The organism is Rhodanobacter sp. FW104-R8 (assembly GCF_001617365.1).
Classification (GTDB): Bacteria; Pseudomonadota; Gammaproteobacteria; order Xanthomonadales; family Rhodanobacteraceae; genus Rhodanobacter.
In genome coordinates, this window is record NZ_LVJR01000021.1 from 48,277 (window position 1) to 69,146 (window position 20,870).

General features: G+C 66.8%; 20 protein-coding genes and 6 tRNA genes. 4 read left to right on the plus strand and 22 right to left on the minus strand.

All coding sequences use genetic code 11. The features are described from left to right. Window positions 1-207: 207 nt before the first annotated feature. The 12 genes from lon to rlmE form a co-directional block, all read right to left on the minus strand. Window positions 208-2,682 (minus strand): endopeptidase La, encoded by a 2,475-nt coding sequence (gene lon / locus RHOFW104R8_RS05815; protein ID WP_068095611.1) that lies wholly within the window; start codon window positions 2,680-2,682, stop codon window positions 208-210. A 175-nt stretch (window positions 2,683-2,857) separates the two neighbouring features. Then, on the minus strand, window positions 2,858-4,150 hold the full coding sequence (gene clpX, locus RHOFW104R8_RS05820; RefSeq protein WP_068095613.1) for an ATP-dependent Clp protease ATP-binding subunit ClpX: 1,293 nt from the start codon (window positions 4,148-4,150) through the stop codon (window positions 2,858-2,860). A 109-nt stretch (window positions 4,151-4,259) separates the two neighbouring features. Continuing rightward, window positions 4,260-4,889, minus strand: a complete 630-nt coding sequence (gene clpP / locus RHOFW104R8_RS05825; protein WP_068095615.1) for an ATP-dependent Clp endopeptidase proteolytic subunit ClpP — start codon at window positions 4,887-4,889, stop codon at window positions 4,260-4,262. 38 nt (window positions 4,890-4,927) lie between these two features. Then, window positions 4,928-6,220 (minus strand): trigger factor, encoded by a 1,293-nt coding sequence (gene tig / locus RHOFW104R8_RS05830; protein ID WP_068095616.1) that lies wholly within the window; start codon window positions 6,218-6,220, stop codon window positions 4,928-4,930. Window positions 6,221-6,312: 92 nt separating this feature from the next. Next, window positions 6,313-6,397, minus strand: a tRNA-Leu gene (locus RHOFW104R8_RS05835). Window positions 6,398-6,671: 274 nt separating this feature from the next. Further along, window positions 6,672-6,747: transfer RNA gene (locus RHOFW104R8_RS05840), tRNA-Lys, on the minus strand. 20 nt (window positions 6,748-6,767) lie between these two features. Beyond that, window positions 6,768-6,844 (minus strand) — tRNA-His (locus RHOFW104R8_RS05845). Window positions 6,845-6,857: 13 nt separating this feature from the next. Continuing rightward, window positions 6,858-6,934, minus strand: a tRNA-Arg gene (locus RHOFW104R8_RS05850). Window positions 6,935-6,958: 24 nt separating this feature from the next. Further along, window positions 6,959-7,035: transfer RNA gene (locus RHOFW104R8_RS05855), tRNA-Pro, on the minus strand. 177 nt (window positions 7,036-7,212) lie between these two features. Then, window positions 7,213-7,289: transfer RNA gene (locus tag RHOFW104R8_RS05860), tRNA-Arg, on the minus strand. 234 nt (window positions 7,290-7,523) lie between these two features. Further along, a complete protein-coding gene (ftsH, locus tag RHOFW104R8_RS05865) occupies window positions 7,524-9,482 on the minus strand; it encodes an ATP-dependent zinc metalloprotease FtsH (protein WP_201028661.1) in 1,959 nt (652 codons plus the stop codon). Continuing rightward, window positions 9,479-10,129 carry a 23S rRNA (uridine(2552)-2'-O)-methyltransferase RlmE gene (gene rlmE, locus RHOFW104R8_RS05870; RefSeq protein ID WP_068095618.1) on the minus strand — a complete coding sequence of 217 codons (651 nt, stop codon included), beginning with the start codon at window positions 10,127-10,129 and terminating at the stop codon, window positions 9,479-9,481. Before rlmE ends, ftsH begins: the two co-directional genes overlap by 4 nt. Window positions 10,130-10,210: 81 nt before the next feature. Here rlmE and RHOFW104R8_RS05875 point away from each other — a divergent pair, with 81 nt between their 5' ends. Beyond that, window positions 10,211-10,507: a YhbY family RNA-binding protein gene (locus tag RHOFW104R8_RS05875; RefSeq protein WP_068095619.1), complete on the plus strand. Its 297-nt coding sequence runs from the start codon at window positions 10,211-10,213 to the stop codon at window positions 10,505-10,507. Next, window positions 10,507-10,875 carry an Mth938-like domain-containing protein gene (locus RHOFW104R8_RS05880; protein WP_068095620.1) on the plus strand — a complete coding sequence of 123 codons (369 nt, stop codon included), beginning with the start codon at window positions 10,507-10,509 and terminating at the stop codon, window positions 10,873-10,875. Before RHOFW104R8_RS05875 ends, RHOFW104R8_RS05880 begins: the two co-directional genes overlap by 1 nt. Before the next feature lie 64 nt (window positions 10,876-10,939). Here the strand turns inward: RHOFW104R8_RS05880 and RHOFW104R8_RS05885 are convergent, their stop codons facing one another. Genes RHOFW104R8_RS05885 through surE form a run of 4 tightly spaced genes read right to left on the minus strand, consistent with a single transcriptional unit; the run spans window position 10,940 to window position 14,110 of the window. Beyond that, complete coding sequence (locus tag RHOFW104R8_RS05885) at window positions 10,940-11,968, minus strand: peptidoglycan DD-metalloendopeptidase family protein (protein ID WP_068095623.1); 1,029 nt, start codon at window positions 11,966-11,968, stop codon at window positions 10,940-10,942. 52 nt (window positions 11,969-12,020) lie between these two features. Beyond that, window positions 12,021-12,629: a YqaA family protein gene (locus tag RHOFW104R8_RS05890; RefSeq protein ID WP_068095625.1), complete on the minus strand. Its 609-nt coding sequence runs from the start codon at window positions 12,627-12,629 to the stop codon at window positions 12,021-12,023. Continuing rightward, on the minus strand, window positions 12,629-13,309 hold the full coding sequence (locus tag RHOFW104R8_RS05895) for a protein-L-isoaspartate(D-aspartate) O-methyltransferase (RefSeq protein ID WP_068095626.1): 681 nt from the start codon (window positions 13,307-13,309) through the stop codon (window positions 12,629-12,631). The genes RHOFW104R8_RS05890 and RHOFW104R8_RS05895 overlap by 1 nt, the downstream gene beginning before the upstream one ends. A 3-nt stretch (window positions 13,310-13,312) precedes the next feature. Beyond that, window positions 13,313-14,110 (minus strand): 5'/3'-nucleotidase SurE, encoded by a 798-nt coding sequence (gene surE, locus RHOFW104R8_RS05900; RefSeq protein ID WP_068095627.1) that lies wholly within the window; start codon window positions 14,108-14,110, stop codon window positions 13,313-13,315. A gap of 125 nt (window positions 14,111-14,235) precedes the next feature. Here surE and RHOFW104R8_RS05905 point away from each other — a divergent pair, with 125 nt between their 5' ends. Both RHOFW104R8_RS05905 and RHOFW104R8_RS05910 read left to right on the plus strand, forming a co-directional pair. Further along, window positions 14,236-14,784 carry a Smr/MutS family protein gene (locus RHOFW104R8_RS05905; RefSeq protein WP_068095629.1) on the plus strand — a complete coding sequence of 183 codons (549 nt, stop codon included), beginning with the start codon at window positions 14,236-14,238 and terminating at the stop codon, window positions 14,782-14,784. A gap of 45 nt (window positions 14,785-14,829) precedes the next feature. Next, the gene (locus tag RHOFW104R8_RS05910; protein WP_068095631.1) at window positions 14,830-15,465 is read left to right on the plus strand and encodes a hypothetical protein; all 636 of its coding nucleotides are present in this window, start codon (window positions 14,830-14,832) and stop codon (window positions 15,463-15,465) included. Here RHOFW104R8_RS05910 and truD read toward each other — a convergent pair. From truD to eno, 6 genes are all read right to left on the minus strand, one after another. Beyond that, entirely contained in the window at window positions 15,448-16,464 is a 1,017-nt protein-coding gene (gene truD / locus RHOFW104R8_RS05915; RefSeq protein WP_068095632.1) for a tRNA pseudouridine(13) synthase TruD, read from the minus strand. The genes RHOFW104R8_RS05910 and truD overlap by 18 nt on opposite strands. A gap of 159 nt (window positions 16,465-16,623) precedes the next feature. Then, complete coding sequence (mgtE, locus tag RHOFW104R8_RS05920; RefSeq protein WP_235604211.1) at window positions 16,624-17,952, minus strand: magnesium transporter; 1,329 nt, start codon at window positions 17,950-17,952, stop codon at window positions 16,624-16,626. Beyond that, window positions 17,949-18,422 (minus strand): 2-C-methyl-D-erythritol 2,4-cyclodiphosphate synthase, encoded by a 474-nt coding sequence (gene ispF / locus RHOFW104R8_RS05925; protein ID WP_068095633.1) that lies wholly within the window; start codon window positions 18,420-18,422, stop codon window positions 17,949-17,951. The genes mgtE and ispF overlap by 4 nt, the downstream gene beginning before the upstream one ends. Window positions 18,423-18,432: 10 nt before the next feature. Further along, on the minus strand, window positions 18,433-19,131 hold the full coding sequence (gene ispD / locus RHOFW104R8_RS05930) for a 2-C-methyl-D-erythritol 4-phosphate cytidylyltransferase (RefSeq protein WP_068095635.1): 699 nt from the start codon (window positions 19,129-19,131) through the stop codon (window positions 18,433-18,435). Continuing rightward, complete coding sequence (gene ftsB, locus RHOFW104R8_RS05935; protein ID WP_068095636.1) at window positions 19,128-19,457, minus strand: cell division protein FtsB; 330 nt, start codon at window positions 19,455-19,457, stop codon at window positions 19,128-19,130. Before ftsB ends, ispD begins: the two co-directional genes overlap by 4 nt. A gap of 19 nt (window positions 19,458-19,476) precedes the next feature. Next, complete coding sequence (gene eno, locus RHOFW104R8_RS05940; RefSeq protein ID WP_068095639.1) at window positions 19,477-20,790, minus strand: phosphopyruvate hydratase; 1,314 nt, start codon at window positions 20,788-20,790, stop codon at window positions 19,477-19,479. Window positions 20,791-20,870: the final 80 nt, after the last annotated feature.

Here is a 20,870-nt window from a genome sequence, read left to right on the forward strand (position 1 = left end):
TATCGCCTTTATACCAGTGCCCTGCCGGAATCCGCAACACAAGCCACAGCAACGTTTCCGGAAGATTCGCGGCCCGCGAAACCGCTTGCAAAACAGGTGCCGGAAGACTAGGGCGAAACTTCGCCGACCCGCGGCGAAAACGGCAGAACCTGCCCTGCCGGAGCAGGACAGGTTCATGCGGATGCGGCAAGGAACGATCCGACCGGATCAGTGCGTGAGCGAATGCGCTTCGGCCGATTCGCCAGCCACCGCATTCGGCGTCTCCGTCTTGGCCGGATTCGGCCGCAGCGGACGCTCCAGCGCGATGTCCAGCACTTCGTCGATCCAGCGCACCGGATGGATCTCCAGCGACGAGGTGATGTTGGCCGGCATGTCGGCCAGGTCCTTCTTGTTGTCCTCAGGAATGATCACCGTGGTGATGCCGCCGCGATGCGCCGCCAGCAGTTTTTCCTTGAGCCCGCCGATCGGCAGCACGCGGCCACGCAAGGTGATCTCGCCGGTCATCGCCACCTCGGAGCGCACCGGCACCTTGGTCAACGCGGAGACCAGCGCCGTGCACATGCCGATGCCGGCACTGGGGCCGTCCTTGGGCGTGGCACCCTCGGGCACGTGCACGTGGATGTCGAACTTCTGGTGAAACTCCGGATCGATGCCCAGCCGATCCGCGCGTGCGCGCACCACCGACAATGCGGCCTGGATCGATTCCTTCATGACGTCGCCGAGCTGGCCGGTGTGCACCAGCCGGCCCTTGCCCGCCACCACCGAGGCCTCGATGCTGAGCAGCTCGCCGCCGACCTGGGTCCAGGCCAGCCCGGTGACCAGGCCCACTTCGTTCTGCAACTCCTTGCGGCCGAAATCGAAACGGCGCACGCCCAGGTAATGGTCGAGGTTGGCCGAATCCACCCTGACCTTGCCGGGGGCGGCCTTCGCCTTGGCTTTGGTCGTTTTCGCCGGCGTCGCCTTCGCCTTGCCCTGCTTCACCTGGCCCAGGGCCAGCTCCTTGACCACCTTGCGGCAGATCTTGGAAATCTCGCGCTCCAGGTTACGCACGCCCGACTCGCGCGTGTAGTAGCGCACGATGTCGCGCAGGGCGTCCTCGGTGACGCTAAGCTCTTCCGGCTTCAGGCCATTCGCCTTGAGTTGCTTCTTCAGCAGGTATTTCTGCGCGATGCCAAGCTTCTCATCCTCGGTGTAGCCGGGGATGCGGATGACTTCCATGCGATCCAGCAGCGGCCCGGGGATGTTCAGCGAGTTTGCGGTGGCGACCCACATCACCTCGGACAAGTCCAGGTCGACCTCGAGGTAATGATCGTTGAACGCGTGGTTCTGCTCCGGGTCGAGCACCTCCAGCAGCGCCGACGACGGATCGCCGCGGAAGTCCATCGACATCTTGTCGATCTCGTCCAGCACGAACAGCGGATTCTTGGTGCCCACCTTGTTGATGTTCTGCACGATGCGGCCCGGCATCGAGCCGATATAGGTTCGCCGGTGGCCGCGGATCTCGGCCTCGTCGCGCACGCCGCCGAGGCTCATGCGCACGAATTTCCGGTTGGTCGCCTTGGCAATCGACTGCCCCAACGAGGTCTTGCCCACGCCGGGCGGGCCGACCAGGCACAGGATCGGTCCCTTCATCACGGATACGCGCTGCTGCACGGCGAGATATTCGAGGATGCGGTCCTTGACCTTTTCCAGGCCGAAGTGATCGGCGTCGAGCACTTCCTGCGCCAGCTGCAGGTCCTTGCGCACCTTGCTGCGCTTCTTCCACGGCACGCCGACCAGCCAGTCGAGGTAATTGCGCACCACCGTGGCCTCGGCCGACATCGGCGACATCTGCTTGAGCTTGCCGAATTCCTGCCGTGCCTTGGTCAGCACGGCCTTGGGCATGCCGGAACCCTCGATCTTCTTCTGCAGCTCCTCGATCTCGTTCGGGCCATCCTCGCTGTCGCCCAACTCCTTCTGGATCGCCTTCATCTGCTCGTTCAGGTAGTACTCGCGCTGGCTCTTCTCCATCTGCGACTTGACCCGGCCGCGGATGCGCTTCTCCACCTGCTGCAGATCCATTTCGCCATCGACCAGGCCGATCAGCAGCTCCAGCCGCTGGCCGACGTCGGCGGTCTCCAGCACCTTCTGCTTGTCGGCCATGCGCACGGACAGGTGTGCGGCGATGGAGTCCGCCACGCGCGACGGATCGTCGATGCCGGACAGGCTGGCCAGCACTTCCGGCGGCAGCTTGCGGCTCTGCTTGACCAGCTGTTCGAACAGCGAGATCAGCGTGCGCGAGACCACGTCGAGCTCGCGTTCCTTGGCGTTGTAGACCGGCTCGATCACGCGCGAGCGGGCGGTGAGCATGCCGCCCTCTTCCTGGAAATCCTCGATCGCCACGCGCGACTGGCCCTCGACCAGCACCTTGACCGTGCCGTCGGGAAGTTTCAGCAACTGCAGCACGCCGGCCAGCGTGCCGATCTGGTGCAGGTCGGAGGCCTCCGGGTCGTCGATATCCGGGCTTTTCTGCGCGACAAGCAGGATCTGGCGCTCGCCCTCCATCGCGCGCTCCAGTGCGCGCATGGACTTGTCGCGACCGACAAACAGCGGGATGACCATGTGCGGGTAGACCACCACGTCGCGCAACGGCAACACCGGCAGAGCGTCCAGCACGACAGGAAGGGGGGCGTTCTTGGCCATGGGGAAAGGGGTCCCTCGGGATTCGGATCTGGGTGCATCCCGACACTGCGCCGGGCGTTTCAACTCGTCAAGTGGAGGCGGCCGGAGGCCGACTCAAGGCATGCGGACCGCCGAAAACAAAACGGCCCCGGCAAATCCGCCGGAGCCGTCGTTGCGACAGACCGAGTAAAAATCGTCAGGCCGCGTCGCCGCCTTCGCCGGCAACGCGCTGCTGCAGGCTGCCGCGGTAGATCAGGTAGGGCTCGGCCTGGCCTTCGATCACCGCGTCATCCACCACCACCTTGCTGACGTGCTCCAGCGAAGGCAGTTCGTACATCGTGTCCAGCAGCACCTGCTCCAGGATGGTGCGCAGGCCGCGTGCGCCGGTCTTGCGCTTGAGCGCCTTGCGGGCGATCGCCTGCAGCGCCTCGGGGCGGAACTCCAGCTCCACCTCCTCCATCTCGAACAGCCGCCTGAACTGCTTGGTGACGGCGTTCTTCGGCTCGGTGAGAATCTTCACCAGCGCCGCCTCGTCCAGCTCGTCCAGCGTGGCCACCACCGGCAGGCGGCCGACGAATTCCGGGATCAGGCCGAAACGCACCAGGTCGGCCGGCTCCACATCGGCCAGCACCTTGCCCAGGTTCTCGGTGCGCTCCTTGCTGCGCACCTCGGCGGAGAAGCCGATGCTGGTATTCTCGGAGCGTTGCTGGATGACCTTCTCCAGCCCGGCGAACGCGCCGCCGCAGATGAACAGGATGTTCTTGGTGTCAACCTGCAGGAATTCCTGCTGCGGATGCTTGCGCCCGCCCTGCGGCGGCACCGAGGCCAGCGTGCCCTCGATCAGCTTCAGCAGCGCCTGCTGCACGCCTTCGCCGGATACGTCACGGGTGATCGACGGGTTCTCGCTCTTGCGCGAGATCTTGTCGATCTCGTCGATGTAGACGATGCCCGACTGTGCCTTCTCGACGTCGTAGTCACACTTCTGCAGCAGCTTCTGGATAATGTTCTCGACATCCTCGCCCACGTAGCCGGCTTCGGTCAGCGTGGTGGCGTCGGCGATCGTGAACGGCACGTTGAGCAGGCGCGCCAGCGTTTCGGCCAGCAGCGTCTTGCCCGAACCGGTCGGGCCGATCAGCAGGATATTGGACTTGCCCAGCTCGATGTCGTCGCTCTTCTGGCGCGACTCGATCCGCTTGTAGTGGTTGTACACCGCCACCGCCAGCGCCTTCTTGGCGCGGGTCTGGCCCACCACGTACTGGTCCAGCGATTCGCGGATCTCCTTGGGCTTGGGCAGCTGGGTGCGGCCGGAAGCCGCCTTTTCCTCCAGCTCCTCGCGGATGATGTCGTTGCACAGCTCCACGCACTCGTCGCAGATGAACACGGACGGACCCGCGATCAGCTTGCGCACTTCATGCTGGCTCTTGCCGCAGAACGAGCAATAGAGAATCTTGCCGCTGTCGCTGGAACGCCCCTGCCGGTCGTCGCTCATACTTTCGATCCCGCTGGTAAATCTGTGTGCGCCGCGAGAATAGCACAGGGCCCCGCGCCTGCCTGCAGGCGCAGAGCCCATCCCGCGACCCTGGGGTTCAGCCCGGAAATCAGGCCGATTTCACCGTTTCGCCGGCCCGTTTGTCGAGCACCTCGTCGATCAGCCCGTAAGCCTTGGCGTCGACCGGACTCATGAAACGGTCGCGTTCCATGTCCGCCTCGATCTTCTCCAGCGGCTGGCCGGTATGCTGGACGTACAGCTTGTTCAGGCGTTCGCGGATATACAGGATCTCGCGCGCCTGGATCTCGATGTCGGTGGCCTGGCCCTGCGCGCCGCCCGAAGGCTGGTGGATCATGATGCGCGAGTTCGGCAGGGCGAAACGCTTGCCCTTGGCGCCTGCCATCAACAGGAACGAGCCCATGCTGCAAGCCTGGCCGATGCACATCGTGCTGACGTTCGGCTTGATGAACTGCATGGTATCGTAGATCGCCAGACCAGCCGTGACCGCGCCGCCGGGACTGTTGATGTAGAAGTTGATGTCCTTGTCCGGGTTCTCCGACTCCAGGAACAGCATCTGCGCAACGATCAGGTTGGCGACCTGATCGTTGACCTCGCCCACCAGGAAGATCACCCGCTCCTTCAACAGGCGCGAGTAGATGTCGTAAGAGCGCTCGCCGCGAGCGGTCTGCTCGACGACCATCGGTACCAAATTGAGGTTCTGGATCGGATCCATGGCCATGTTTGCAGCTCTCCGCTTGATGGGCCTGGCGAAATCGCTCAGGCGTTGACCGGGCGCATCACGTCGTCGAAGCTCAGGTCCAGCTGGTTGGTCCTGGCATGTTCCGCCACCCACTCTGCCACCTGGTCTTCCATCACGCGATTCTGCAGCCCGGACATCAGTTGGGGGTCGCCGTTGTAGAGTTCAATGACCTTCTCCGGCTCCTCGTAGGTCGAGGCGATCGCCGCCAGCTGCTCGGCCACGCGCTTGCGGTCGATCTTGATCTCGCGCTTGCGGGCGATTTCGCCCATCAGCAGGCCGGCGATCACCCGCTTGCGCGCGATCGGCATCGCCGCATCGATCAGCTGCGGGGGCGGCTGCTGGCCCTGCGGCACGCTGCCGGCGGCCAGGTTGCGCGCCTCGGACTGCACCATCAGCCGCGGCACGTCCAGCCCGGTGTGCGCGTCGGCCAGCTTCTCGGCCACCTCGGACTTCAGGCGACCCATCAGCGCCGCCTTCAACTCGCGCTCGAGGTTCGCACGCACTTCCTTGCGGAACGCCTCCAGGTCGCCGTCGGCAATGCCGAACAGCTTGGCGAACTCGGCATCGACCGCCGGCAGCTTCGGCTCCTGCACCTTGATGATCCGGAAACCGACCTTGGCGGTCTTGCCTGCCAGCTGCTCGTTGCGGAAATCCTCCGGGAAGGCGATCTCGGCATCGAAATCGTCCCCGGCCTGGCGACCTGCCAGTGCCTCGTCGAGCGCCTTGAACAGGGTCCCCGAACCCAGCACGCTCCCCGCACGCTCCAGGCCCTCGGCCGGGAAGCGGTAGTCGCCGGCTTCGGCCGAGTACTCGAACATCACGAAATCGCCCTCGACCGAAGCGCGGTCCACTTCATCGAAGCTGCGGCGCTGCTGGCGCAGGGTTTCCAGCATCTTGTCGATGTCGGCATCGGTCACCACCGCCACCGGGCGGGTGATCTCGAGGCCGGCGACGTCGATCTCGGGGAACTCCGGCATGATCTCGAACGTCGCGGTGTAGGCGATCTCGCCGTTCTCCGGCTTGCCGGTGGTGTCGATCGCCGGATTCGCGATCGGCTGCAGCTTCTCCTGCTGCACCGCCTCGCGCAGCGTGCTGCCGATCAACTCGGACAGCACCTCGCCCCGCACCTGGTCGCCGAAACGCTGCTTGATCACCGTCGTCGGCACCTTGCCCGGGCGGAAGCCCTTCAGGCGCACCGTGCGGCCCATCTCCGCAATGCGCGCGCTCACCTGCGTCTCGAACCGCTCCGCCGGAAACTTCACCGTGAGCTTGCGCTCGAGCGTGCCGATGTTCTCAACCGAAACCTGCATGACGTCTCCTGGTACTACCTGATGTTGTGGGCCCGCCACAGGGGCCCTGGCGACAACGGTCGCCTGCAAAAACTAAGGAAACCAGCGGGACATGGTGCGAAAGGGGGGACTCGAACCCCCACGGGGTTAACCGCCAGAACCTAAATCTGGTGCGTCTACCAATTCCGCCACTTTCGCCTCGCCATCCCCGCCAGACGTACGTAACTACAGGATTCTCAACCCGATTGCCACCTGCCGGGAAAATCCGGCAGTGGCCCGGCCCTGTCGGTCGCGCCCGTCTAAGTCGATGATTCCCTTATACGAAAGCGGACCATTTTACGGTCGCCCCACCGTGCAGCACAAGCGCATGGCCAAGGCCGTCGCACACGCTCCGGACTGCAGCGGGGCGCCGTCGTGCCACGCGGCGCAAAAAGCAAAACGCCGATCGCATGCGATCGGCGTTTTGCCAGATTGGTGGGCCGTGAAGGATTCGAACCTTCGACCAATTGATTAAGAGTCAACTGCTCTACCAACTGAGCTAACGGCCCAGGAAACCTGGGTTTGAAACTGGGGTGGATGATGGGATTCGAACCCACGACAACCGGAATCACAATCCGGGACTCTAACCAGCTGAGCTACATCCACCATCGTTTGATACTGGTGCGCCAGACAGGACTCGAACCTGCAACCGTCGGCTTAGAAGGCCGATGCTCTATCCGGTTGAGCTACAGGCGCAGTCGCTGCAGCAGAACGTGTCGCTGGTCGGGGTAGAGGGATTCGAACCCCCGACTTTTGCGTCCCAAACGCAACGCTCTACCAGACTGAGCTATACCCCGTTATCGAACCCCGACATGACCCGCCGGAGCCTTGGAATGTTACGGGTGACACCTTGCCCAGTCAATCCGTATCGAAGCACACCTTGTGACACCGAACCATCGTTTTCAACGCAAGGCAGCCATCACCTCCGTCGAAAACAAAACGGGGCGCATGCACCCCGTCTCGCCGAATAAAAATGGTGCGCCCGGAGAGATTCGAACTCCCGACCACCTAGTTCGTAGCCAGGTACTCTATCCAACTGAGCTACGGGCGCACTGAAAAACTTGTTTGCCGCTTCGCTTCGATGCTCGGCATCGAGGCGGTGAAGCAAGAAGCGGAATTATTCAGACTCCATCCGCTTGCGTCAACCCTTTTTGAAAAATTTCTTCATCGAGTTTCATCATGTCGTGCCGATACCGGTCGAGCCGATGCCGACCGCCCATGTGCGGAGGGCGGCCCATGGCCGCCCTCTTCCATCGTTGCATCAGGCAACAGCCTGGCCTACCGCTCAGCCGTCCAGGCCCGTACGACTCTGCGGCGCCGGATCGCCCACCTTGCCCACGGCCGAGCCGGCACCGCCCTTCGGCGGCGGAGGCGGCGGCGTGGTGCCGGCCGAGGCGTCCTTGGTCCAGTCCGCCGGCGGACCGGGCACGCGACCGGCCATGATGTCGTCGATCTGGTGCGCGTCGATCGTCTCGTACTGCAGCAAGGCCTCGGCCATGGCATGCAGCTTGTCGAGGTTCGCCGTCAGCAACTCCTTGCTGCGCGCATAGGCACGGTCGAGGATGCCGCGCACCACCTCGTCGATCTTGCTGGCGGTCTCGTTGGAGATGCTCTTGTGCTGGGTCACCGAACGGCCCAGGAACACCTCGTCCTCGTCCTCGCCGTAGGTGATCGGGCCCAGTTCGTCGGACAGGCCCCACTTGGTCGCCATGTTGCGCGCCATCTTGGTGGCCCGCTCGATGTCGTTGGAGGCGCCGGTGGTGACCTTGTCGGCACCGAAAATCAGCTCCTCGGCCACCCGGCCGCCGTACAGCGAACACAGCTGCGACTGGATCGCCACGCGGTTGATGCTGTACTTGTCGCCCTCGGGCAGGTACATGGTGACGCCCAGCGCGCGCCCGCGCGGGATGATCGTGACCTTGTAGACCGGATCATGCTCGGGCACCAGCCGGCCGACGATGGCATGGCCGGCCTCGTGGTAGGCGGTAAGCTTCTTCTCGTCCTCGCTCATCGCCATCGAGCGACGCTCGGTGCCCATCAGGATCTTGTCGCGCGCCTTGTCCAGGTGGCTCATGCGCACCTCGCGCGCGTTCTCGCGCGCGGCGAACAGCGCCGCCTCGTTGACCAGGTTGGCCAGGTCGGCGCCGGAGAAGCCGGGCGTGCCGCGCGCGATGGTCATCGCGTCGACGTCGCTGGCGGTCGGCACCTTGCGCATGTGCACCTTGAGGATCTGCTCGCGGCCGCGCACGTCGGGCAGGCCCACCACGACCTGGCGGTCGAAGCGGCCCGGGCGCAGCAACGCCGGATCCAGCACGTCGGGACGGTTGGTCGCGGCGATCACGATGATGCCTTCGGTGCCCTCGAAGCCGTCCATCTCGACCAGCAGCTGGTTCAGCGTCTGCTCGCGCTCGTCGTGGCCGCCGCCCAGGCCGGCGCCGCGATGGCGGCCGACCGCGTCGATCTCGTCGATGAAGATGATGCACGGCGCGTGCTTCTTGGCCTGCTCGAACATGTCGCGCACGCGGCTGGCGCCCACGCCGACGAACATCTCGACGAAGTCGGAGCCGGAGATCGAGAAGAACGGCACCTTCGCCTCGCCGGCGATCGCCTTGGCCAGCAGGGTCTTGCCGGTGCCGGGCGGGCCCACCATCAGCACGCCGCGCGGAATCTTGCCGCCGAGCTTCTGGAAGCGGCCCGGATCGCGCAGGAACTCGACCAGCTCGCCGACCTCCTCCTTCGCTTCGTCGCAACCGGCGACATCGCTGAAATTGACCTTGATCTGGTCCTCGCCCTGCAGCTTGGCGCGCGAACGGCCGAAGCTCATCGCGCCGCGGCCACCACCGCCGGACTGCATCTGGCGCATGAACCAGATGAACACGCCCACGATCAGCAGCACCGGCAGCCAGCTGATCAGCAGGCCGATCAGCGAGAAGCCCTCGGACGGATCCTGGCGGACCTCGACGCCCTTGTCCTGCATCTGCTTGACCACCGCGTTGGTGGAGAAGCCGAGCATCGGCGCGACCGTGCGGAACGGGCTGCCGTCCTTCAGCTTGCCGCTGATGGTGGCCGGCTGGTCGGCGCCGATCGTGGCGGTGGCGACGTTGCCGTTGTCCACGCTTTGCACGAACGAGCTGTACGGCAGGTCGGACGAGGCCGCGCCGCGCGGGTTGAAGCTCTGGAACACGGTGAACAGGACCACCGCGATGATCACCCAGAGCAACACGTTTTTCGCTGTTTCATTCATGCACGGTTCTCGCCCGGATGCGCGACGGTTGGTTTGAACCCCACTGCCAGCGCGTACACCTCACGCGAACGTGCGCGAGAGGCCTTAGGTTTACGCATGGTTACGCGGGTGAAGTCCGCACGCAAGCTGCGCAAGTAATCATCAAAGCCGACTCCCTGGAACAATTTGATCAGGAACGAGCCGCCCGGCCTGAGCCACTGCCGACTGAAATCCAGCGCCAGTTCGGCCAGGCCCATGGCCCGGATCTGGTCAGCCAGCGCCACTCCACTCATATTGGGGGCCATATCGCACAGCACAAGATCCACCCTGAGCCCTTCCAGGCGGGATTCCAGCTCGTGCAGCACGCTTTCTTCGCGGAAATCGCCCTGCAGGAAATCCACCCCGGCGATGCTCTGCATCGGCAGGATGTCCAGTGCGAACACCTTGCCGCTGTCGCCCAGCCGGTTGCGCACCAGCTGCGACCAGCTGCCCGGCGCCGCGCCGAGGTCGACCACGTTGATGCCCGGCTTCAGCAGGCGGTCGCGCTCGATCAGTTCCTCCAGCTTGTACACCGCACGCGAACGCTGGCCCTCGGCCTGGGCCTTCTTCACATATTCGTCATTGAAGTGTTCGCGCAGCCAGACTGCGCTGCTCTTGCTGCGGGCCATGTCGTCACAGTCGCCGATTGGGGAACGGGATGGCGCATGATACCCTTTGCCGTTCATTTACCGTGAATCGAGCACCGCCGCATGGCCCTTTCCCCCTCGCAGATCCGCTACCTGCGCAGCCTCGCCCATGACCTGAGCCCGGTCATCCTGCTCGGCAACAAGGGCGCCAGCGAAGCCGTGGTGAAGGAACTGGGCCTGGCGCTGGAGATCCACGAACTGGTCAAGGTGAAGCTCTCCGGCGGCGACAAGGACGAGCGGCAGGCCCAGATCGACGTGCTGACCGCCGGCACCGGGGCCGAGCCGATCCACCAGATCGGCCATGTCGTGGTGCTGTTCCGCCGCAACACCGACGAGCCGAAGATCGCCCTGCCACGCTGATGGACCTGTCGCTCGAACGTCCCGAGGGCTACCTCTACATACGCCGCGTCGGTGCGCGCGGCATCACCGTGATCGATCGCGAACTGGTCGCGAGCTTCCTGCTGACGCCCGACCAGGCGATCGAGGACTGGCCGGTGACCGCCGCCGGTACCTTGGACGCCGGCCATGTCGAGGCCCTGCTGGCGTTGCGGCCGGAACTGGTGATCCTGGGCACCGGCGAACGCCAGGTCTTCCCGGCAGCGGCGTTCATGGCGGGTTTCCTGCGCAAGGGCGTCGGTATCGAGGTCATGGACAACGCCGCTGCCGCACGCACCTACAACCTGCTCGCCGGCGAAGGGCGCCACGTGGTCGCCGCGTTCATTCTTTAGCGCTCGTCCCTGATCGCCAAAATCACACGGGCGGCCATCCATGGCCGCACTATTCACAAAGAGCTTATTTTCCTGGCAGGTAGCCCAGCGGATCGACCGGATTGCCGTCCTTGCGGATCTGGAATTCCAGCTCGTCGCGGGTGGTGCCGGTCGAGCCCATCTCGGCGATCTGCTGGCCCATGCTGACCCGCTGGCCTTCCTTGACCAGGCGCTTGCGGTTGTGGCCGTAGGCGGACAAGAAGCTGTCGTTGTGCTTGATGATCACCAGCTCGCCGTAGCCGACCAGGCCATTGCCGCTGTACACCACCACGCCATCGGCGGCGGCGCGCACCGGATCGCCCGACTTGCCGGCGATCCCGATCCCGGGAATCGCGTCGCCGCTGCGGAACCGGCCGATCACGGTGCCATCGGCCGGCCAGCGCCATTGCACGCCGCTGACCACGCGCGAGACACCCGCAGCGACCGGTGCCGGGGGCGGCATGGTCGCCGGCGGGGCGGTCGGCACACCGGCGACCGGCACCGCGGCGGTAGCTGCCGCGACGGCGGTCGGTGCAATGGCGTGGCCCGGGATGGTCGCGGCAGTCGCCGGCGGTGCGGCCGACCCTCCGGCGACTGGCGTGGCGGGCGCCGCAACAGGCGCCGTCACCGGCTCGAACACCGGTGCGCCCGCAGCAGGGGAGGGACTGGCCGCCCGGCCGGACGCAGCTGCGACCGGTGGAGCACTGGCCACGTGGCCGGGCATGGCCGCCGTGTGCGGCACCGCCGCCCCGGCCGGCGGCGACAGAGTCAACTTCTGTCCCGGCCAGATCGTGTATGGCGCGGCAACCCCGTTCCACTGTGCCAAGTCGCGGAAATCCACGCCCTTGCGGAACGCGATCGAGTACAGCGTGTCGCCCTTCGCCACTACGTAACTGCCACCCGGTATCGGCGTACGCGAGGGCGTCGGCGCTACGTGGGCCGGAAGGTTGCCGTAGCTGCTGCCGGCCACCGGCTCCACCACGACCGAGCTGCGCAGGGTGCCGCAGGCGGCAAGCAGCGCGGTCGCAGCCAGGACGGCCAGCCTTGAGAGATATCGGTCCATGCGTTCCAGCATACCGAGGCGGGCGGCATTTTTCATGCAACCCCGCCCGCCGGGGCAACCCCGCTCAACGCAGCCAGAACCACCACACCAGCAGTAGGGCCAACGCCACCAGCGCGATCCAGCCGATCCACTCGATGTACTTGTGCAGGATATGCTCGGCGCGTTCGCCGAACAGGCGGATCAGCAGCGCCAGCAGCCATACGCGCTTGCCGCGGCCGAGCCCGATGCAGGCCAGGAACGGCAGGATCGGCACGCCGATGATGCCGCAGGCCCAGGTGACGAACTTCATCGGCACCACCGGCTGCAGCGCGGCCAGGATCAGCACGCCGAACATACCCCAGCGATGCTCGACCATCTGCTTGCTCAAGGTCGCCACGCCCTGCTCGATCGGCGCCAGCAGGTGCAGCGTGCCGAGCACCGGCCGCAGGGCATGGAACGCCCAATGGCCCAGCATGTAGCCCACCAACGCGCCCAGCAGCGAAAACAACAGGCTGATGTTCGCGAAGAAGAACGCCTTGTGCCGCTTGCCCAGCATCATCGGCGCCAGCATCACTTCCGGCGGAATCGGGAAGATGAACGACTCGACGAAACTCAGCCCGGACAGGTAATACAGCGCCCTCGGCTCGCGTGCCCAGGTCAGCGCACGCGCATAAAGTGCCCCGAACAGGCGCATCAGCCGATCCCGCCCAGCAGCGGCACGAAACTGACCGCACCCAGTTCCTCCTGGATGAAATCGCCCTGCCCGTCGCCGCGCATGCGGATCAGGGTCTGCCGGCTGGGCGAGCCGACCGGCGCTACCAGCACGCCGGTGGGGCCGAGCTGGTCGAGGATGCGGGTGGGGATGGTGTCGCCGGCGGCGGTGAGGATGATCGCGTCGAACGGCGCCTCGTCCGCCCAGCCCAGCTTGCCGTCGTCATAGCGCGAGCGCAGGTTGGTCAGGCCGAGCTGGCGAAAGCGCCGGCGCGCCTGGCGCAGCAGCGCCTCGATCCGTTCCACCGTGAACACCTGCGGCACCAGTGCCGCCAGCACCGCGGCCTGGTAGCCGGAACCGGTGCCGATCTCCAGCACTTTCTGCGGGATGCCGAACTCGATCAGCGCCTCGGTCATGCGCGCCACCACCCACGGTTGCGAGATGGTCTGACCGTGGCCGATCGGCAGCGCGTCGTTTTCGTACGCGCGCGAATGCAGCGCCTGGTCGATGAAGTGATGCCGCGGCAGGTTGCGGATCACCTCGATCACCCGCGGATCGCGAATGCCGCCTTCCCGCAGGATCGCCACGAGCCGGTCACGCGCGCGTTGCGAGGTCATCCCCTCGCCCTTCAGGTCCGCGGCAGGCAATGGATAGACGGTCATGGCTCAGGCCGCCTCGTCACTGCTGGTCCGGCCGGATGCCAGCGCGTCGCTCAGCGGCCGCATCCAGCTGCTCACTTTCTCCAGCGCCTGGAACCGGGTCAGGTCGACATGGATCGGCGTGACGGAAACGAAGCCGCGCCGCACGGCATTGAAATCGGTGCCGGGGCCGGCATCGTCCACCTCGCCAGCCGGGCCGATCCACCAGATCGGCCGGCCGCGCGGATCGGTCTGCGCGATGCACGGCGCGGCACGATGGCGGCGACCCAGCCGGGTCACCTCGAAGCCCTCGATCTGTGCCCACGGCCGGTCCGGCACGTTGACGTTGAGGATGGTGTCGGCCGGCAGCGGATCGACCAGCAGCCGCTGCATCAGCAGCAACACCGCCTTCGCCGCCGAGTCGTAATGCACGCCCTTGTGGTCGTGGCTGACCAGCGACACCGCGATCGCCGGCAGCCCCAGGAAGCGCCCTTCCATCGCCGCCGACACCGTGCCGGAATAGATCACGTCGTCGCCGAGGTTGGCCGAGTTGTTGATGCCGGACACGACCATGTCGGGCTCCTCGTCCAGCAGGCCGGACAGCGCCAGGTGCACGCAATCGGTCGGGGTGCCGGCCACGCGGTAGTAGCCGTTGCCCATCGGCAGCACGCGCAACGGCGCGTCGAGCGTCAGCGAATTGCTGGCGCCGGAGCGGTCGCGATCCGGCGCCACCACCGTCACTTCGGCCACTTCGCCGAGACGCTCGGCAAGCACGTGGATGCCCGGGGCATCCACGCCATCATCGTTGCTGACCAGAACTCGCATGACGCTCCGTCGAAAGCTGACTGCAGGCGCGCCGACGGTCCCGTCGAGGCGCGCATTTCATTGCCTGAAGTCTACCGGAGCGCGCCGCCGGTTTCACTCGCCGCGCCATTGGGTAGCATGGGCGCATGAAGCGCCGCACGCCCGCCCCGATCGACGCCGAGGACAGCCGCCTGTTCCGCGAGGTGATCGGCGACGTGCGCCCGCTCGACCCGGTGGCGGCGCCGCCGGCCGCCACCCGGCCGGCGCCGCATCCACGCATGCTGGAGGCGGACGAAGCCGCGGTGCCGGGCGAATTGCTGGACATGGCGTTCGACCCCGCCGCGATCGAGGTGGGCGAGGAACTGGGCTATCTGCGCGACGGTTATCCGCCGAAGCTGCTGCGCCAGCTCAAGCGCGGCCAGTTCAGCGTGCAGGACGACCTCGACCTGCACCAGATGAACGCCGCCGCCGCGCAGGCCAGCATCACCGCCTTTCTGGCCGAGGCGAAGCAGCGCGGCCTGCGCTGCGTGCGCATCGTGCACGGCAAGGGGCTGCGCTCGAAAGCCGCCGGACCGGTGCTGAAAGGTCTCACCGATCGCATGTTGCGCCGGCGCGACGATGTGATCGCCTTCGCCTCGGCGCGGCCGGCCCTGGGTGGCACCGGCGCGGTGATCGTCCTGCTACGCTCGAGCTGACTTTCTCGGCGTGCTCAAACCATCCCGCCACAAAGAGGATCTTCCATGCGCCCGCTCGGCCAGCGTTTCCTGATGATCTACTCCGGTCTGCTTACCGCCGTATTCGCTGTCACGGTCCTGGGTGCCGCCGCCTCACGGACGAAGTTCGACACACTGGACGTGCAACGCATCAACATTGTCGAGCCCGACGGCACGCTGCGCATGGTGATCTCCGACCATGCTCGTCTGCCAGGCATCATCGTGAAAGGTCACGAACAAGCCTTCGACCGCCCACAGGCGGGCATGCTGTTCTACAACGACGAGGGCTCGGAGACTGGCGGCCTGATCTTCGGCGGGCATCGCAATGCCAAGGGCGAGGTGGTGGATTCCGGCGGCAGCCTGTCGTTCGACCGCTATAACGCCAACCAGGTCGTCCAGTTGCTCGGCGTGTACGACCACGAGGATCGTATGGCCGGCTTGGCCGTATCCGACAGCCCGGAGAACCGGCAAGGGCATCGGCGCATCTGGGTCGGGCGCGATGACGACGGTGTTGCCAGGCTCGCTCTGATGGATGGCGCCGGGCACAAACGACTGCTGCTGGAGGTGCCCGACACGGGCACGCCGAGCCTGACTTTCCTGGATAGCGACGGCAAGGTCATACAGCGCATCGCGCCGGTCGCCGGTTCAAGTGGCGGTCGATGAGGCCAGCTCGCGCACGACCACCGTGGCGTACGCGCCGGCAGGCAGTTCGAACGACAATTCCAGCGCGTCGTCACCCAGCCAGTGCCAGCGCAGGTCCTTGGGCAGCAGTCGCAGCGGACGGCGTTCCTGCTCCATCCGCGCCGCCGCCAGGCCATCGGCCAGATCGCTGTTCGCCGCACCGATCTCACGTTCCAGCGCGCCGGCCTCACCCTGGCTCGGCGGCTCGCCCTGCCCCCACAACGGGCCGGACGGATGGATGTCACCGCGCGCCAGCCGTTCCGCCAGCGTGGCGTCGAACGGTTCCGGCCCGAACCACGAGCGTGAGCCGGCCAGTGACCAGATCTCGCCGTCCAGCGGGCTGTCCCAGGCGCCGCGTTTGACCCGTGCCGCCAGCACACCGTTGAATATCTGCGAACGGGCCGCCGACAGCAGGAACGAGCGCTTGTCGCGATCGACCCGGCGCCCGCCGAACATCGCCCGCGCCTGCGCCACGTTGCCGCCTTCGCGGCCGAAGCGCTGTTCGCCGAAGTAGTTGGGCACGCCGCGCGCGGCGATCTGCTCCAGCACCCGTTCGGCCGCCGTGCGGTCGCCCTGCACCTCGCGCAGCACCAGCACGAAGCGGTTGCCGCGCAACGCGCCGCGCTTCAGCTTGCGCGAATGCCGCGTCGCCGCCAGCACCTTCACTTCCGCACGCGGAAACGCCGACCAGTCCGGGTCGGGTTTGCCGGCCAGTTGCACCGAGAAGGCCTGCCGGGTCACCGCATGGCGGTCCTTCATTCCGGCGTAGCCGACCGCGACCTGCGGCACGCCGGCGAATTTCGCCAGCTCGCGCGCGACCCAGTCGGTGTTCGCGCCGCGCTTTTCCACCCACAGCAAGGCGTGCTCGCCGGCACCGTCGGCGTCATAACCGAGGATCTCCTCGACCTGGAAGTCCTCGGGGCTGGCGCGCAACCGGGCGGTCAGTGGCGGTTCGCCAAAGGCGTAGGGAAGTTCTTGCACGTCGAAATCCTGTTGGTGGCCGTAGGAGCCTGCTGGCGGGCGATGCTCCTGCTCTGAAGCCCGGGGAAGGAGCATCGCCCGCCAGCGGGCTCCTACATCAGGAAGATGGTGGCGAGGCCGAGGAAAATAAAAAACCGCCGCTGTCGGTCATCGCGGTGATCAGCACGCTGGAGCGCCCAGCGCCGGGTCGCGGCCGAACTTCGTCATCAGCACCTGGATGCCGACGCCGGCGAACGCGGCCAGCAGCAGGTTGAGCGTCATCGCCGCGGTCATCACCAGGCCCAACGAAGCGCTGTCGTACAGCAGCCACGCCACGGCGCCGATCACCCCGCCCCAGACCAGCCCGTTCAGCAGCGACACGGTCAGTTCCTTGCGCCACAGCCGCTTCGCGCTTTCGGCGGTGATCTGGTTCAGCGCCAACGCGCGCACGATCATGGTGATGGTCTGATTGCCGGAGTTGCCGTCGATGCCGGCCACGATCGGCATCAGCGCGGCCAGCGCCACCAGCCGTTCGATCGAACCCTCGAACAGGCCGATCACGCGCGAGGCGATGAACGCGGTGACCAGGTTGATCGCCAGCCACGACCAGCGGTTCTTCAGCGAGGCCCACACCGGGGCGAAGATGTCCTCCTCCTCGCGCAGGCCGCCACGGCTGGGCGCCTCGCTCTCGCCCTCCCCGCGGATCACGTCGACCATCGCGTCGATGGCGATGCGGCCGACCAGGTGGCCGCGCTCGTCGACCACCGGCGCGGTCACCAGGTCGTAGCGCTCGAACGCCTGCGCCACCTCGTACGCGTCGTCGGTGGGGTGGAAGGTGTTGACGTCCGGCGCCATCACCGCGCCGACCATCTTCCCCGGCGGATTCACCAGCAGCCAGTGCAGCGGCAGCACGCCGGTGAGCAGGCTGTCCCGGTTGATCACGAACAGCTTGTCGGTCTGCGCGGGCAGCTCGTCCCAGCGGCGCAGGTAGCGCAGCACCACTTCCAGGCTGACGTCTTCGCGGATGGTGACCATCTCGAAATCCATCAGCGCGCCGACCTGGTCGTCCGCGTAGGACAGCGCCGACTGCACCTGCTCGCGCTGCTGCGTGTCCAGGCTGGCCATCAGCTCCGGCAGCACCGCCGTGGGCAGGTCCTCGACCAGGTCGGCCAGTTCGTCCGCGTCCAGCGGTTCGACCGCGGCGAGGATCTCCTGGCGGTCCATGTCCGCGATCAGCGATTCGCGCACCGCGTCGGACACTTCCAGCAGGATCTCGCCGTCACGGTCGGCCTTGACCAGTTGCCAGACCACGAGGCGGTCGTCCAGCGGCAGCGATTCGAGGATGAAGGCGATGTCGGCCAGGTGCAGCTCGTCCAGCTGCCGGCGCAGTTCGAGCAACGCCGCCGCCCGAAGATGTCCGTCGTCGTCGTGCCGGCGCAGCAGTCCGACGATCGCCTCGAGCCGGTCGTGCAGCCGGCCGGCGGCGCTGCGAGCCTCCGTTTCGGTCACGCGTGCTCCAGCAGGACGCAGGCCTGCGCGGCGATCCCCTCGCCGCGGCCGCAGAAGCCGAGATGCTCGGTGGTGGTGGCCTTCACGCTGATGCGGCCGACCTCGCTGTCCAGGTCGGCCGCCAGGTTCTCGCGCATCGCCTGCGCGTGCGGCCCCACCTTGGGTGCTTCGCAGATCACCGTGATGTCGGCGTTGCCCAGCGCGTAGCCGTGCTGCGCCATCAGCATCGCCACGTGGCGCAGGAACCGGCGGCTGTCGGCATTGCGCCAGCGCTCGTCGGTGGGCGGGAAGTGCCGGCCGATGTCGCCCAGCGCCAGCGCGCCGAAGATCGCGTCGCACAGCGCGTGAATCACCACGTCGCCATCCGAATGCGCCACCACGCCGCGGCGATGCGGCACGCGCACGCCGCCCAGGGTGACGTGGTCGCCCTCGCCGAACGCGTGCACGTCGAAACCTTGTCCGATCCTCATGGGGCTGCCCTCACGCGACTGTCCTCGCAAGCAGGAACTCGGCCAGCGCGAAATCCGCCGCGGTGGTCACCTTGATGTTGTCCTCGGCGCCCTCGACCAGCAGCGGCGCGAAGCCGGCCAGCTCCATCGCCATCGCCTCGTCGCTGACGTTCATGCCGCGCCGCGCCGCCTCGCGCAGCGCCGCCGCCAGTTGACCACGACGGAACATCTGCGGCGTGAACGCGCGCCAGCGCAGGTCGCGCGGCTCGGTCAGCCGGCTGCGGCCGTCGGCGTCCGCGCGCTTCAGCGTATCGCGCAGCGGCGCGCCGAGCAGGCCGCCGTCGGTCGCCCCGGCCAGCCCGATCAGCTTGCCGATATCGGCCGGCCGCACGCACGGTCGCGCGGCGTCGTGCACCAGCACGAAGTCGCCCGCCGCCACCGACGCCGGCAGGGCGTCGATGCCGGCCAGCACCGAGTCGCTGCGCTCGGCCCCGCCGGTCGCGGTGAGCACCGGCTTGCCGTTGAGCGCGTCGATCCCGGGCCAGTGCGCATCGCCGGCAGCCAGCGTCACCAGCAGGCCGGCGATCCGCGGATGCGCGGCCAGCCGTTCCAGCGTGTGCGCGATCAGCGGCCGCCCGGCCAACGGCAGGTACTGCTTGGGGCAGTCGCCGCCGACCCGGGTGCCGCGCCCCGCGGCCGGCACCACGCACCACAGCGCCGGCGCGCTCATGGCGATCCGGCAGGCGTGGCGGGCGGCGGCAACGCACTGCCGGCGCGAGCCGGCTGCTCGACCACCTGGTAGAACACTTCGCCCGGCTTGATCAGGCCAAGTTCGGTGCGCGCACGCGCCTCGACCGCCTGGTCGCCATGCTTGAGATCCTGCACGTCGGCGCCGACCGCCTGGTTGCGTTGCAGCAGCTTCGCGTTCTCGTCGGCCTGCTTCTTCACCGCCACGCGCAGCACGTCCACCTCGCGCATGCTGCCGCTGCCGGTCCACAGCTTCAGCTGCAGACCGATCAGGAGCAGGAGCAGGACCAGGGCGATCCAGCGCAGCATGGGCGACCGACCGGGCCGTTCAGCCCGGCAGGCGGGTCAGGTTGGGGAACGCGTCGCGGCCGGCGTAACGCGCGGCCGAACCCAGCGCTTCCTCGATGCGCAGCAGCTGGTTGTACTTCGCCACGCGATCGCTGCGGCACAGCGAACCGGTCTTGATCTGGGTCGCCGTGGTGGCCACCGCGATGTCGGCGATGGTGGTGTCCTCGGTCTCACCGGAGCGGTGCGAGATCACCGCCGCGTACTTCGCCGCGTCGGCCATCGCGATCGCCTCCAGCGTCTCCGACAGCGTGCCGATCTGGTTCACCTTGATCAGGATCGCGTTGGCGATCTTCTTCTCGATGCCCTCGCGGAAGATCGCCGGATTGGTCACGAACAGGTCGTCGCCGACCACCTGGACGCGCTCGCCGATCGCATCGGTGAGCAGCTTCCAGCCGTCCCAGTCGCCTTCGGCCATGCCGTCCTCGATGGTGACGATCGGGTACTGCTTCGCCCAGCCGGCGAGCAGGTCGACGAACTGCGCCGAGCTGTACTGCTTGCCTTCGCCGGCGAGGTCGTACTTGCCGTCCTTGTAGAACTCCGAGCTGGCTGCGTCGAGGCCAAGCAGGATCTCGCTGCCGACCTTGTAGCCGGTCTTGCCGATCGCCTCGAGGATGGTGTCGATCGCCTCGACGTTGGAGCGCAGGTTCGGCGCGAAACCGCCCTCGTCGCCCACCGCGGTGCTGAGGCCACGGCCATGCAGCACGCTCTTCAGCGCATGGAAGATCTCCGCGCCGGCGCGCAGCGCCTCGGCGAAGCTCGGCATGCCCACCGGCAGTATCATGAACTCCTGCACGTCGACGTTGTTGTCGGCGTGCGCGCCGCCGTTGATGATGTTCATCATCGGCACCGGCAGCGCGCCGGGCTTGCCGGTGGTGCCGTTGATTTCCGCCAGGTACTGCCACAGCGCCTGCTTGCGCTGGGCGGCCACCGCATGGGCAGCCGCCATCGAGACGCCGAGCAGCGCGTTGGCACCCAGCTTGCCCTTGTTCGGCGTGCCGTCGAGGTTGATCAGCGTGGCATCCAGGCCGCCCTGGTTGGCCGCATCGAAACCCTTCAGCGCGCTGGCGATGGCGCCGTTGACGTTGGCCACCGCCTTCTTCACGCCCTTGCCGCCGTAGCGCGACTTGTCGCCGTCGCGCAGCTCGACCGCCTCGCGCGAACCGGTGGAGGCGCCGCTGGGCACCGCGGCGCGGCCGAAGCCGCCGCCGGCCAGGGTGATTTCGGCTTCCAGCGTGGGGTTGCCGCGCGAGTCGAGGATTTCACGGGCGTGGATGCGGGTGATCTGGGTGGTCATGGTCGTCCGTCGGTGAAGTGTTGTCGTTCTTGTAGGAGCCCGCTCGCGGGCGATGCTCCAGGTTTGGAAAGCAAGAAAGG

What these genes read in the sequence shown, in the direction of transcription:
- lon (WP_068095611.1), bottom strand. Translation starts at nt 2,682, where the DNA reads ATGGCCAAGAACGCCCCCCTTCCTGTCGTGCTGGACGCTCTGCCGGTG.
- clpX (WP_068095613.1), bottom strand. Translation starts at nt 4,150, where the DNA reads ATGAGCGACGACCGGCAGGGGCGTTCCAGCGACAGCGGCAAGATTCTC.
- clpP (WP_068095615.1), bottom strand. Translation starts at nt 4,889, where the DNA reads ATGGCCATGGATCCGATCCAGAACCTCAATTTGGTACCGATGGTCGTC.
- tig (WP_068095616.1), bottom strand. Translation starts at nt 6,220, where the DNA reads ATGCAGGTTTCGGTTGAGAACATCGGCACGCTCGAGCGCAAGCTCACG.
- ftsH (WP_201028661.1), bottom strand. Translation starts at nt 9,482, where the DNA reads ATGAATGAAACAGCGAAAAACGTGTTGCTCTGGGTGATCATCGCGGTG.
- rlmE (WP_068095618.1), bottom strand. Translation starts at nt 10,129, where the DNA reads ATGGCCCGCAGCAAGAGCAGCGCAGTCTGGCTGCGCGAACACTTCAAT.
- RHOFW104R8_RS05875 (WP_068095619.1), top strand. Translation starts at nt 10,211, where the DNA reads ATGGCCCTTTCCCCCTCGCAGATCCGCTACCTGCGCAGCCTCGCCCAT.
- RHOFW104R8_RS05880 (WP_068095620.1), top strand. Translation starts at nt 10,507, where the DNA reads ATGGACCTGTCGCTCGAACGTCCCGAGGGCTACCTCTACATACGCCGC.
- RHOFW104R8_RS05885 (WP_068095623.1), bottom strand. Translation starts at nt 11,968, where the DNA reads ATGCTGGAACGCATGGACCGATATCTCTCAAGGCTGGCCGTCCTGGCT.
- RHOFW104R8_RS05890 (WP_068095625.1), bottom strand. Translation starts at nt 12,629, where the DNA reads ATGCGCCTGTTCGGGGCACTTTATGCGCGTGCGCTGACCTGGGCACGC.
- RHOFW104R8_RS05895 (WP_068095626.1), bottom strand. Translation starts at nt 13,309, where the DNA reads ATGACCGTCTATCCATTGCCTGCCGCGGACCTGAAGGGCGAGGGGATG.
- surE (WP_068095627.1), bottom strand. Translation starts at nt 14,110, where the DNA reads ATGCGAGTTCTGGTCAGCAACGATGATGGCGTGGATGCCCCGGGCATC.
- RHOFW104R8_RS05905 (WP_068095629.1), top strand. Translation starts at nt 14,236, where the DNA reads ATGAAGCGCCGCACGCCCGCCCCGATCGACGCCGAGGACAGCCGCCTG.
- RHOFW104R8_RS05910 (WP_068095631.1), top strand. Translation starts at nt 14,830, where the DNA reads ATGCGCCCGCTCGGCCAGCGTTTCCTGATGATCTACTCCGGTCTGCTT.
- ispF (WP_068095633.1), bottom strand. Translation starts at nt 18,422, where the DNA reads ATGAGGATCGGACAAGGTTTCGACGTGCACGCGTTCGGCGAGGGCGAC.
- ispD (WP_068095635.1), bottom strand. Translation starts at nt 19,131, where the DNA reads ATGAGCGCGCCGGCGCTGTGGTGCGTGGTGCCGGCCGCGGGGCGCGGC.
- ftsB (WP_068095636.1), bottom strand. Translation starts at nt 19,457, where the DNA reads ATGCTGCGCTGGATCGCCCTGGTCCTGCTCCTGCTCCTGATCGGTCTG.
- eno (WP_068095639.1), bottom strand. Translation starts at nt 20,790, where the DNA reads ATGACCACCCAGATCACCCGCATCCACGCCCGTGAAATCCTCGACTCG.